The sequence below is a fragment of the Streptomyces sp. NPDC004561 genome, from assembly GCF_053602155.1.
In genome coordinates this window covers 5,777-17,377 of sequence record NZ_JBSGDB010000166.1, presented here as the reverse complement: position 1 = coordinate 17,377, position 11,601 = coordinate 5,777, and the positions used below count along the sequence as shown (strand labels likewise).

The window sequence follows — 11,601 nt, the reverse complement described above, 5'->3', positions numbered from 1 at the left end:
GGTACATCCGGCCCTCGTGCTGCATGAGCAGCACACCCGCGCCCTACGGCCAGCCGCCGCAGCCCCCGTACGGCCAGCCGCCCTACGGCGGGCAGCCGGCCGTGCCGATGCCTCCCTCCTACGGCGGTCAGCAGACCCCGCCCATGCCCCCGGGCTACGGCCAGGTCCCCGGACAGCAGGCCGCTTCCTACGGAGTGCCGCAAGGCGCCCCGCAGGGCGGCGCCGGTGTGTCCGCCGCGCTGCAGAAGTTCAAGGAGAAGCCCACCGGCCAGCGCTGGACCCAGCAGAACAAGAAGCTCATCCGCGTCGACCTCGGCATCGGCGGGCAGCCCGTGCTGGCCCGGCAGGGCAGCATGGTGCTCTACCAGGGCAAGGTCGACTTCGGCTACAAGGGCGCCGGGTTCGCCGGGCGGATCGTCGGCAACGCCACCGGCCAGGAGATGCAGCTGATGCGCTGCACCGGCAACGGCCAGGTGTTCCTCGCCGAGAACTCCACCCACCTGCACCCGGTCGAACTCCAGGGCGACGCGATCTGCGTGTCCGCCGAGAACGTCCTCGCCTTCGACGAGAGCCTGCACTACGAGGTCCGCCGCATCGAGGGCCACGGCATCCCGGGCGGCGCGCTGTTCACCATGCAGTTCCAGGGCACCGGCACGATCGTCGTCAAGACGCACGGCACGCCCGTGGTCCTGCCGGTCACGCCGACCACCTTCGCCGACTGCAACGCCGTGGTCGCCTGGTCGGCGGCCTCCCAGGTGATCGTCTCCAGCCAGGTCCGCATGCGCCGCAACGCCTACCCCGGCGACACCGGCGAGAGCGTCAACCTCCAGTTCCGGGGCGCTCCCGGCAACTTCATCGTCGTCCAGCCCTACGAGGTCTGAGGGAGCCCGTCATGAACCAGCCGCTCGCGGGCTACGCCCCCGCACCCGTCACCGCCCGCATGGAGAACCACGGCAACCACATGCTGAAGGTCGCCATGCAGACCGGAAACGACCTCCTCGCGCGCGTGGGCTCGATGGTCGCCTACGAAGGCTTCGTCCAGTACGAGCCCAACCCGCCCGCCGTCCGCCAGATCGCCCGTGACTGGATCACCGGCGAGGGCGCGCCCCTGATGAAGTGCTCCGGCGACGGACTGCTCTACCTCGCCGACTACGGGGCCAACGTCGTCGTGATCAACCTCAACGGCGACGGCATCTCCGTCAACGCCACCAATCTGCTCGCCTTCGACGCCCACCTCAGCTGGGGTGTGGAGCGGGTGAAGGGACTCGCGAAGTTCGCGGGGCAGGGGCTGTGGAACACCAGGATCTCCGGGCAGGGCTGGGTCGCGCTGACCTCCCGGGGCACGCCGATCGTCGTCGACTGCGGTGGCGGCGAGGACGAGACGTACGTCGACCCGGACGCGCTCGTCGCCTGGTCGCCGAACCTGAAGGTGAAGGGCAAGCGCAGCTTCAAGGCGCAGTCGCTGATCGGCCGGGGCAGCGGCGAGGCCTACCAGATGGCCTTCTCCGGGCAGGGCATCGTCGTCGTGCAGCCCAGCGAGGACAGCACCGACCGCATCCGGATCCGGGGCTGAGGGGGAGTCAACAAGCCATGCAGAGCCCGCTTTTCGCGCACAACGACATCCAGACGCAGGAGCGCTGGAGCCTGCAGAACTCGCAGCTGCTCCGCGTCACCCTGGAGGGCCACGACGACATCCTCGCCCGCAAGGGCACCATGGTCGCCTACCAGGGCCTGGTCGAGTTCGACGCCGAGTACCGCAGCAACAGCCAGGCACGCGCGCGTGCGTACACCGGCGAGGGCCTGGACCTGATGCGCTGTCACGGGCAGGGCACGGTCTACCTCGCCAACCTCGCCCAGCACGTGCACTTCATGGAGGTCGAGCAGGACGGGCTGACCGTCGACAGCTCCTACGTCCTCGCCATGGACTCCTCGCTGCACCACGAGGTCGTCGCCGTCGACAGCCTCTACGGCATCTCCGGCTCGGGCAAGTACCAGCTGAACATCACCGGGCGCGGCACGGTCGCCCTGATGACCTCGGGCGCGCCGCTGCTGATGCAGGTCACGCCGGACCGGTACGTCAACTGCGACGCCGACGCCATCGTGGCCTGGTCCACCGGACTGCGCGTGCAGATGCAGGCCCAGACGCACTCCTCCGGAGTGTGGCGCCGGCGCGGCAACACCGGTGAGGGCTGGGAGCTGAGCTTCATGGGCTCCGGGTTCGCGCTGGTCCAGCCCAGTGAGCTGCTGCCGCCGCAGAACGCGGTGATCGGGCAGGGCATCGCCGCCCAGTTCGGCATGGGCCAGCACGGGGCCCACGGGCAGAACCAGGGGAACGTCTGGAGCTGACCGTCGGGAAAGCAGACGTAAGGGGCGACCGCCATTGCGGCCGCCCCTTACCCGTCTCGTGGCGCGAGCGGGGCGCTCAGAGCCTGGCCCGGGTCGCTTCGAGCAGTCGTACGACCGACTCGTCGGCGACGGTCGGCACCTCGTCGTAGGCGAACCAGCGCAGGTCGAGGGACTCGTCGCTGATCGCCTCGACGGCACCCGCCGGGGCGAGCGCCGCGTACTGGACGTCGAGATGCCAGGCGCACGGGGTGTGGTGGCGGTCCAGGCGCACCGGCCCACCGGGCAGCAGGGCGAGCCCCGCGATGCCCGACTCCTCCGTGCCCTCGCGCAGGGCGGCGTGCGCCAGGGTGGCGTCGGCGGGCTCGCAGTGGCCGCCCATCTGAAGCCACATCCGCAGCTTCCTGTGGAGGGTGAGCAGCACCCGGCCGTGCGCCGGGTCGATCACCAGCGCGCTCGCCGTGATGTGCCCGTCCCCGCAGGCCTTCCACATGCCGTCCGGGTGGGCCGCGAGATGGTCCAGGTAGGTCTGGCGCAGCTCGTCCTGGCCCTCGTACCCCTTCAGGACGAGGACCGCGTCGTCGTGGAGGCTCACTCGGTGTCGTCGTCCTTGGACTCGCCGTCGTCCTTCTTGCGCAGGTCCGGCTTGTCGGCGGCCTCGCCGAGCATTTTGTCCAGCTCGGAGAAGTCCATGTGCTCGCGGTGCACGAAGCCGTCCGGGTCGTCCAGGTCGGTGGCCGTCGGCAGCATGTCCGGGTGGGCCCACAGACCGTCCCGGCCGTCGACCCCGCGCGCGTCCGTGAGCGAGGCCCACAGGCGGGAGGCGTCGCGCAGCCGGCGCGGGCGCAGCTCCAGGCCGATCAGCGTGGCGAACGTCTGCTCCGCGGGACCGCCGGTGGCCCGGCGCCGGCGCAGGGTCTCCCGCAGCGCGTCGGCGGACGACAGACGGGGCTTCGCGGCCGCGTGGACCACCGCGTCCACCCAGCCCTCGACGAGCGCCAGAGCGGTCTCCAGACGGGCCAGGGCGGTCTTCTGCTCGGGCGTGTCCTCGGGCTGGAACATGCCCTGCTGGAGCGCGTCCTGCAGCTGCTCGGGGTTCTGCGGGTCGAACTGGCCGACCACGTCCTCCAGCTTGGCCGTGTCGACCTTGATCCCGCGCGCGTAGCCGTCGACCGCGCCGAACAGGTGCGAGCGCAGCCACGGCACGTGCGCGAAGAGACGCTGGTGGGCGGCCTCGCGCAGGGCCAGGTAGAGCCGCACCTCCTCCTGCGGCACGCCGAGGTCCTTGCCGAAGGCCTCGACGTTGGCCGGGAGCAGCGCGGCCTTGCGGGCCGGGCCGAGCGGCAGGCCGATGTCGGTGGAGCCGACGACCTCGCCCGCGAGCACGCCGACGGCCTGCCCGATCTGCGTGCCGAACATGGCGCCGCCCATCGAGCGCATCATGCCGATCAGCGGGCCGGCCATGGCCTGCATCTCCTCCGGCAGCACGTCGCCCATGGCCGCGCCGACCCGCTCGGCGACCGGATCGACCAGCTCCTGCCAGGCCGGCAGGGTCGCCTCCACCCACTCCGCGCGGGACCAGGCCACCGCCGAGGCGGAGCCCGACGGCAGGGACGTCGCGTCGTCCAGCCACAGGTCGGCCAGGCGCACGGCCTCCTCGACCGCCCTGCGCTCGGACGGGCCCACGCTGGAGTCCTTGGTGCCGTCAGGGGTGCCCTGGGAGACCGTCTGACGGGCGATCTGCTTGGCCATGTCCCAGTTCACCGGGCCGCCCTCGTAGGAGAGCATCTGGCCCAGCTGCTGGAACGCGGCGCCCAGGTCGGTGGGGTTCAGGGAACCGAACATGGCTGCGAGCGGATTGTCGGCGCCGGGGCCGCCAAAACCCTCGGCTCCGGGCAGCCCGAAACCGAACGGGTTGGCCGGTCCCTGCCCACCACCGCTCTGCTGGTCCTTCTCCTTGCCCTCGTCGCCGTCGTCCGGCTCCTCCGGCGGAAGGCCGAATCCGAATGGGGTGTCACTCACGGGATTCCTCGGCTGGTAAGGCCACCGGTCTCTCTCCGGCGGCGCGGCTGCCCGACAACACCACCCAGCGTAGACACCTGGGCCCGATCGGGCCTCGGTGCTTCGCCCACGGCAGGCCTGCGGCAGGATGGATGCACCTGGTACGCGCGCGTCCCACGCGCCCGTACTGAAGACAACCGCTGGAGACGCCCGGTGAGTTCCCCAGATCCGCAGGTTCGCGCAGCGCGAAACCATTCAACCCCTCCCGTCGTGCGCGGACCCGTCGTCGCGGTCACCGGCGCCGCCACCGGGGTCGGCGCCCTGCTCACCGAGCGGCTCGCCGCGTCGGAGGAGATCAGGCAGGTCGTCGCGATCGACGAGCGGCGCGGCGAGTGCGCCGAGGCGCAGTGGCACATCCTCGACGTGCGCGACCCGGCCATCGCGGACAAGCTGCGGGGCGCCGACGTGGTCGTGCACCTCGCGCTCGACCTGGACCTGGGCAGCGACGCGGCCGCCCGTACCGCTTACAACGTCCGGGGGACGCAGACCGTGCTGACCGCCGCCGCGGCGGCCGGGGTGCACCGGGTGGTGCTGTGCACCTCGGCGATGGTCTACGGGGCGCTGCCGGACAACGAGCTGCCCCTGTCGGAGGACGCCGAGCTGCGGGCGACGGCGGAGGCCACGGGCGTCGGGGACATGCTGGAGATCGAGCGGCTGGCGCGGCGGGCGCCCCGGGCGCATCCGGGGCTCAACGTCACCGTCGTGCGGCCCGCCGTGCTGGTGGGCGGCACGGACACCGCGCTGACCCGGTACTTCGAGTCGCCGCGGCTGCTCGTCGTCGCCGGCTCGCGGCCCGCGTGGCAGTTCTGCCACGTCGAGGACCTGTGCAGCGCCCTGGAGTACGCCGTGCTGGAGAAGGTCGACGGGGAACTGGCCGTCGGCTGCGACGGGTGGCTGGAGCAGGAGGAGGTCGAGGAGCTGAGCGGGGTCCGGCGCATGGAGCTGCCGTCGGCGGTGGCGCTCGGCGCGGCGGCCCGGCTGCACCGGATCGGGCTCACGCCGTCCCCGGCGGGGGACCTGGCGTACACGATGTACCCGTGGGTGGTCAGCGGGAGCCGGCTGCACGACGCCGGGTGGCGGGCGCAGTGGACCAACGAGGAGGTGCTCGCGGAGCTGCTGGAGGAGGTCTCCGGGCGGCACACGGTCGCCGGGCGGCGGCTCGGACGCAAGGACGCGACGGCCGCGGGGGCCGCGGGGGCGACGGTGGCGCTGCTCGGCGCCGCCGCCGTGGTCCGGCGGGCCCGGAAGGCCCGGCGGCGGGTGTGAGGCGAGGGGCGCTGCCCCGTGGCGCCCCGCCGTGCCTGTCCGCCTCCCGACCAGGGGTCGGCCGAGAGACGTCTGTAGGAGACTCCAAAAAGCCACGCGCGCGTGCCTGGTGAATCTCGTATTCCCCGTTGTCCGGGGCGTGCGGCACGATGGGGGCATGGCTGAGACGACCGAGCACCCTGGTGAGCAGGCGGCGCAGGATCCCATCAAGCTGATCGGCATCCGGGAGACCCCGCTCTCCGTGGACGAGGTGTTCCGGGCCGTCGGGGACGCCGCCGCCGGCGGGATCGCGCTGTTCGTGGGGACCGTGCGCAACCACGACGGGGGCGCCGACGTGGACGGGCTCGGCTACTCCTGCCACCCCAGCGCCGAGGACGAGATGCGGCGGATCGCCGAGAAGGTCGTCGCGGACCACCCGGTGCGGGCGCTCGCCGCCGTCCACCGGGTCGGGGAGCTGGACGTCGGTGATCTCGCCGTCGTCGTCGCCGTGGCCTGTCCGCACCGGGCGGAGGCCTTCGACGCCTGCCGCAAGCTGATCGACGACCTCAAGCACGAGGTGCCGATCTGGAAGCACCAGCAGTTCTCCGACGGCACCGAGGAGTGGGTCGGCGCCTGCTGAGGCTGCGCCGAACCGGTCACTCCCGGCACACCCTCCCCTCGGCTTGCGTAACCGGCCCCCTGGCGTGAGCGTTGTCAGTGCGGATGGTTAATCTGCTGATCAGTCATCTGCGGTCGCTCATCGCGTTGGGAGGTCGGCATGGGGGCGCTTGTCTGGCTGCTGATTCCGCTCTTGGCCGCGGTCGGCGGCGGGTTGTGGGGCGGTTGGGCCAGCCGGACCCGCAAGATACGCGGCGACGGCCCCGAGCTGGACGGGTACGCCCGGTTCCGCGAGGCGATGGAGAAGTCACCCCCGGGAGCCCGCGGCGCGTGACGGGTGCCCTGACGGTGCGCTGACAGAGGCGTCCCGTACTGTCGTCGCATGCCACGCCGCACCGCGACGATGCTCGCCTCCACCCTGATGCTGATCGCGCTCCTGTGCGCGGGAGTGCTCATCCCCGTGCCGTACTCGGAGATGTCCCCCGGCCCGACCGTGAACACGCTCGGGGACCACGACGGCGAGCCGGTGCTGCAGATCGCCGGGCACAGGACGTACCCGACGAACGGCCACCTGAACATGACCACCGTGCGGGTGACCAGCGCGGACTTCCGGATGAACCTGGTGGAGGCCGTCTACGGCTGGCTGGCGCGCGACAGCAAGGTCGTGCCGCACGACACGCTCTACCCGGACGGCACGACGGAGGAGCAGTCCACCCAGCAGAACGCCGAGGAGTTCAGCCAGTCCCAGGAGAGCGCCAAGGTCGCCGCCCTGAAGGAGCTGGGCGTCCCGGTGAAGTCCTGGGTGATCGTCTCCACCGTCGTCAAGGGCTCCCCGGCCGAGGGCAGGCTGCACGCCGGAGACGCGATCAAGGCCGTCGACGGCACGGCGGTCAAACAGCCGGCCGATGTCGCCAAGCTGGTCACCAAGCACAAGCCAAGCCAGAAGGTCGTCTTCACGGTCGTGCCCGCCAAGGAGCAGGCCGCCGCCGAGAAGGCCGGCAAGACGGCGACCGGCACGCAGGACGTCACCCTCACGACGGCCACCTCGAACGACAGCGGCCCCAAGCGGGCCATCGTCGGGATCTCCGCCGGGACCGACCACACCTTCCCGTTCGAGATCGACATCAAGCTCGCCGACGTCGGCGGACCGAGCGCCGGACTGATGTTCGCCCTCGGTATCTACGACAAGCTCACCCCGGGCAGCCTGACCGGCGGCAAGTTCGTCGCCGGCACCGGCACCATCGACGACAACGGCACGGTCGGGCCCATCGGCGGTGTCGACATGAAGACCGTCGGCGCGCGCAGCATGGGCGCTCAGTACTTCCTGACGCCCGCCGACAACTGCGCGGCCGCCGCCAAGGACACCCCGAGCGGACTCACCCTGGTGAAGGTGAGGACCATCGGTGACGCCCTCGGCGCCCTGAAGGACATCCGCACCGGCGACACCGGCGCGCTGCCCAAGTGCACCACGAAGGGCTGAGCGGCTCATGACACGGCTGGGGGCGCCCCGCGGGACCGGGGGCGCCCCCATCGCCGTACCGCGGGACGTCAGTCCGCGAAGGTCGCGGCCAGGGCCTCCGCGAGGCCCGGCACCAGATCCGGGCCGGTCAGGACCTCCGTAGGAGTGTCCTTCTCGCGCAGCCGCAGCGCCGACTCGCGGCTGCCGTCGCGCAGCACCGCCACCGTCATACGGACCTCCTGGCGCTCGGGGTGCTCCGCCACCCACTTCGCCAGCCTGGCCTCGCTCAGATTCTTCGGGACCTGCGCCTCGGCGGACGGCGGCAGCATCAGCCGTTCCACCGTGAGCGCGCAGCCGGCCACCGCGTCGGGCCAGGCGATGGTGCCGAGGAACTCGTCGAGCGGCCGGTCGGCCGCGATCTCGTCCTGCTCGATCGGGGTGAGACCGGTGGTCTGGGGCTCGTCCTGCAGGCCCAGCTGGGCCGCGAGCGCGGGTTCCTGAGCCCGCAGCCGTGCGGTGTCTACGAGGGCGAAGAGGCGAGCGGGCTGGTCCCAGCCGAGGCCGGAGGCGTACTCGTCGATCTCGAGTACGGCCCGGGTGAGCGGGCTCGCTGCCATGGGAGTGTTGGACATGGTCACAATCCTGCCTCGTTCGTGACCTGAATCGGGAACCGAGCAAAGCGTGAGTAAGTTGCATAGGTGGTGGCCCGCGATCACGGGGGGCCAGGGAGGGCCCGCGAACACGAGGGCCTGACGGATCGACAGCGAACTTCGAGGTGCGCACCTTGGCATTCCAGATGCCGGACCGCGGCGGAGGCCCGACGGGGTCACGGATCGGAGCGGGCCGCCCGTCCCGGCGGGTGAGGACCCTGCTCCTGACACTGGGCGTCCTTGCCGTCCTCGGCATGGCGTTCACCATGTTCGCGGGCTTCTGGACGGACTGGCTGTGGTACCGGTCGGTGCACTACTCGTCCGTGTTCACCACCACACTGTGGACCAAGATCGGGCTGTTCTTCGTCTTCGGCCTGCTGATGGCGGTCGCGGTCGGCCTGAACATCTGGCTCGCGCACCGGCTGCGGCCCCCGCTGAGCGCCATGTCCATGGAGCAGCAGAGCCTGGACCGCTACCGGATGGGCATCGCGCCGTACAAGACGTGGCTGCTGCTCGCCGTCACCTCCCTCGTCGGGCTCATCGCGGGCGCCTCGGCGGCCGGCCAGTGGCGCACCTGGCTGATGTGGATGAACGGCGTGCCCTTCCACCAGCAGGACCCGCAGTTCCACCTCGACATCTCCTTCTACGCGTTCGACCTGCCCTGGTACCGGTTCCTGCTGGGCTTCGGCTTCGCCACCGCGATCCTGTGCCTGATCGCCGCCGCCCTCACCCACTACCTGTACGGCGGACTGCGCGTCACCAGCCCCGGCGCGCGTGCCACCGCCGCCGCGACCGGCCATCTGTCGGTGCTGCTCGGCATCTTCGTCGCCCTGAAGGCCGTCGCCTACTGGCTCGACCGGTACGGCCTGGCCGTCAAGTCCAGCGACTTCAAGGCGACCGGCAACTGGACCGGGCTGCGCTACGTCGACGCCAACGCCTATCTGCCGGCCAAGACGATCCTGTTCTGCATCGCCGTCATCTGCGCGCTGCTGTTCTTCGCCACCCTGTGGCGGCGCACCTGGCAGCTTCCCGTCATCGGCTTCGGCCTGATGGTCCTCTCGGCGATCCTGATCGGCGGCCTCTACCCGGCGATCGTGCAGAAGTTCCAGGTCCAGCCCAACGAGCAGGCCAAGGAAGCCCCGTACGTCCAGAAGAACCTCAAGGCGACCCGCGAGGCGTACGGCATCGACGACACCAAGGTCACCGAGTACGCCGGCAAGTCCACGACCACGGACAAGACGAGGCTGCGGGGCGACGCGGACGACGCGGCGAGCATCCGGATCATGGACCCGAACATCGTCTCGCCGACGTTCCAGCAGCTCCAGCAGATGAAGAACTACTACGGGTTCCCGACCAACCTGGACGTCGACCGGTACACCAAGGACGGCAAGGCCCAGGACACGGTCATCGGTCTGCGCGAGCTGAACCTGGACGGCATCCCCAAGAACAACTGGATCAACGACCACTTCCGCTACACGCACGGCTACGGCGTGGTCGCCGCCAAGGGCACCGAGGCCGACTCCCAGGGCCAGCCGGTCTTCACCGAGTACGACCTGCCGTCCACCGGTGCCCTCGGCACCTACCAGCAGCGGATCTACTACGGCGAGAAGACCACCACCTACTCCATCGTCGGCGGTCCCCAGGAGGAGATCGACTACTCCGACGACAGCGGTGAGAAGACCACCAGTTACCCCGGAAAGAGCGGCGTCAACCTCGACAGCCCGATCAACCGGGCCGCGTACGCGGTGGCGTTCAACGAGCCGCAGATCCTCTACTCGGGCGCGATCGGCAAGGGCTCGCGGATCCTCTACAACCGCACGCCCAAGGATCGCGTCGAGGCGGTGGCCCCCTGGCTGACCATCGACGGCGACGCCTACCCGGCGGTCGTGAACCACCGCATCCAGTGGATCGTCGACGCGTACACGACGTCGAACGGCTACCCGTACTCCTCCCGCACGACCCTCGGTGACACGACGGCCGACTCGCTGACCGCCACCAACAACAACCGCACCGTGGTGGCCCAGCAGAACCAGGTCAACTACATCCGCAACTCGGTGAAGGCGACCGTCGACGCGTACACCGGCGAGGTCAAGCTCTACCAGTGGGACACCCAGGACCCGGTGCTGAAGACCTGGATGAAGGCCTTCCCGGGCACGGTGCAGCCGCGCAATGCCATCTCCCCGGACCTGATGGCCCATCTGCGCTACCCGCAGGACCTGTTCAAGGTCCAGCGCGAGCTGCTCACCCGCTACCACGTGACGGACGCGCAGACGTTCCTCACCGGCAGCGAGGTGTGGCAGGTGCCGAACGACCCGACCAACAAGTCGGGCAACGCGGTGCCGCCGTACTACCTGAGCATGAAGATGCCCGACCAGAGCCGGCAGGCGTTCTCGCTGTCCACGACGTTCACGCCCAACGGCCGTGACAACCTCAGCGCGTTCATGTCGGTCGACGCCGAGGCGGGCTCCAGTGACTACGGCAAGATCAGAATCCTGAAACTGCCGACCAGTACGACGGTCGACGGGCCCAAACAGGTCCAGAGCCAGTTCAACTCCGAACAGGACATCGCCGCCGCGATCAAGCTCCTCAAGGGCGGTGACTCGGAGGTGGAGTACGGCAACCTGCTGACCGTGCCGCTGGACGGCGGACTGCTCTACGCGGAGCCCGTCTACGTGCGCGGTGGCGGACTGAAGTACCCGTTGCTGCGCAAGGTGCTGGTCACCTACGAGGGCAGGACGGCCTTCGAGAACACGCTCGGTGAGGCACTCGACAAGGTCTTCGGTGCGCAGGGTTCGACCACCGCACCGCCGGACACCGGCACCACCAATCCGCCCCCGTCGAGCAATCCCACCGTCCAACAGGCCCTGAGCGACGCCCAGAAGGCCTTCCAGGCCGGCCAGGAGGCCCTGAAGCAGCCCAACGGCCCGGACTGGACCGCGTACGCCAAGGCGCAGAAGGACCTCCAGGACGCGCTGAAGCGGGCCCAGGCGGCGGAGGCCGGCAGCGGCAAGAACGCCGGCAAGGGCGGCGCGAAGGGCAGTTGATCAAGGGCACCCCACGTCGTGGTACGGTTGCGGAGCAACGGCGCGGGGTGGAGCAGCTCGGTAGCTCGCTGGGCTCATAACCCAGAGGTCGCAGGTTCAAATCCTGTCCCCGCTACTGCAGTCGAGGGGGGCGGGGGCAAGGGGGACGGGCGGTGGGGGGGTGGGGACGATTTTTTTGTGT

Annotated in this window: 11 protein-coding genes and 1 tRNA gene; 9 read left to right on the top strand and 3 right to left on the bottom strand. The window is 70.4% G+C overall.

All coding sequences use genetic code 11. From position 1 onward, the window contains the following. From ACWEN3_RS22125 to ACWEN3_RS22115, 3 genes are all read left to right on the top strand, one after another. Window positions 1-881 (top strand): AIM24 family protein (locus tag ACWEN3_RS22125; protein ID WP_452973592.1); only part of this gene is annotated, 881 nt, incomplete at its 5' end. Window positions 882-892: 11 nt separating this feature from the next. Next, on the top strand, window positions 893-1,573 hold the full coding sequence (locus ACWEN3_RS22120; protein ID WP_452973589.1) for an AIM24 family protein: 681 nt from the start codon (window positions 893-895) through the stop codon (window positions 1,571-1,573). A 17-nt stretch (window positions 1,574-1,590) separates the two neighbouring features. After that, entirely contained in the window at window positions 1,591-2,346 is a 756-nt protein-coding gene (locus tag ACWEN3_RS22115; protein ID WP_452973586.1) for an AIM24 family protein, read from the top strand. Window positions 2,347-2,422: 76 nt separating this feature from the next. On the opposite strand, the gene ACWEN3_RS22110 is transcribed toward ACWEN3_RS22115, so the two are convergent. After that, entirely contained in the window at window positions 2,423-2,938 is a 516-nt protein-coding gene (locus ACWEN3_RS22110) for an NUDIX hydrolase (protein ID WP_452973584.1), read from the bottom strand. Continuing rightward, the gene (locus ACWEN3_RS22105; protein WP_452973582.1) at window positions 2,935-4,365 is read right to left on the bottom strand and encodes a zinc-dependent metalloprotease; all 1,431 of its coding nucleotides are present in this window, start codon (window positions 4,363-4,365) and stop codon (window positions 2,935-2,937) included. Before ACWEN3_RS22105 ends, ACWEN3_RS22110 begins: the two co-directional genes overlap by 4 nt. A 192-nt stretch (window positions 4,366-4,557) precedes the next feature. Between ACWEN3_RS22105 and ACWEN3_RS22100 the strand changes: the two genes are divergently transcribed. The 4 genes from ACWEN3_RS22100 (at window position 4,558) to ACWEN3_RS22085 (ending at window position 7,747) form a co-directional block, all read left to right on the top strand. Beyond that, window positions 4,558-5,670 carry an SDR family oxidoreductase gene (locus ACWEN3_RS22100; RefSeq protein ID WP_452973579.1) on the top strand — a complete coding sequence of 371 codons (1,113 nt, stop codon included), beginning with the start codon at window positions 4,558-4,560 and terminating at the stop codon, window positions 5,668-5,670. Between the two features lie 157 nt (window positions 5,671-5,827). Beyond that, window positions 5,828-6,289, top strand: coding sequence for a molybdenum cofactor biosynthesis protein MoaE (locus tag ACWEN3_RS22095; protein WP_452973577.1), 462 nt, complete (start codon window positions 5,828-5,830; stop codon window positions 6,287-6,289). A 138-nt stretch (window positions 6,290-6,427) separates the two neighbouring features. Then, entirely contained in the window at window positions 6,428-6,601 is a 174-nt protein-coding gene (locus ACWEN3_RS22090; RefSeq protein WP_452973574.1) for a hypothetical protein, read from the top strand. Between the two features lie 48 nt (window positions 6,602-6,649). After that, a complete protein-coding gene (locus ACWEN3_RS22085; RefSeq protein WP_452973572.1) occupies window positions 6,650-7,747 on the top strand; it encodes a YlbL family protein in 1,098 nt (365 codons plus the stop codon). A 68-nt stretch (window positions 7,748-7,815) separates the two neighbouring features. On the opposite strand, the gene ACWEN3_RS22080 is transcribed toward ACWEN3_RS22085, so the two are convergent. After that, entirely contained in the window at window positions 7,816-8,358 is a 543-nt protein-coding gene (locus ACWEN3_RS22080) for a PPA1309 family protein (RefSeq protein WP_452973569.1), read from the bottom strand. A gap of 164 nt (window positions 8,359-8,522) precedes the next feature. Here ACWEN3_RS22080 and ACWEN3_RS22075 point away from each other — a divergent pair, with 164 nt between their 5' ends. Continuing rightward, window positions 8,523-11,420 (top strand): UPF0182 family membrane protein, encoded by a 2,898-nt coding sequence (locus tag ACWEN3_RS22075; protein ID WP_452973595.1) that lies wholly within the window; start codon window positions 8,523-8,525, stop codon window positions 11,418-11,420. A 41-nt stretch (window positions 11,421-11,461) separates the two neighbouring features. After that, window positions 11,462-11,535: transfer RNA gene (locus ACWEN3_RS22070), tRNA-Met, on the top strand. Window positions 11,536-11,601: the final 66 nt, after the last annotated feature.

Bases quoted from the DNA above. Each gene is read 5' to 3' on its own strand.
- ACWEN3_RS22085 (WP_452973572.1), top strand. From the start codon at position 6,650: ATGCCACGCCGCACCGCGACGATGCTCGCCTCCACCCTGATGCTGATC.
- ACWEN3_RS22115 (WP_452973586.1), top strand. From the start codon at position 1,591: ATGCAGAGCCCGCTTTTCGCGCACAACGACATCCAGACGCAGGAGCGC.
- ACWEN3_RS22120 (WP_452973589.1), top strand. From the start codon at position 893: ATGAACCAGCCGCTCGCGGGCTACGCCCCCGCACCCGTCACCGCCCGC.
- ACWEN3_RS22080 (WP_452973569.1), bottom strand. From the start codon at position 8,358: ATGTCCAACACTCCCATGGCAGCGAGCCCGCTCACCCGGGCCGTACTC.
- ACWEN3_RS22095 (WP_452973577.1), top strand. From the start codon at position 5,828: ATGGCTGAGACGACCGAGCACCCTGGTGAGCAGGCGGCGCAGGATCCC.
- ACWEN3_RS22075 (WP_452973595.1), top strand. From the start codon at position 8,523: ATGCCGGACCGCGGCGGAGGCCCGACGGGGTCACGGATCGGAGCGGGC.
- ACWEN3_RS22090 (WP_452973574.1), top strand. From the start codon at position 6,428: ATGGGGGCGCTTGTCTGGCTGCTGATTCCGCTCTTGGCCGCGGTCGGC.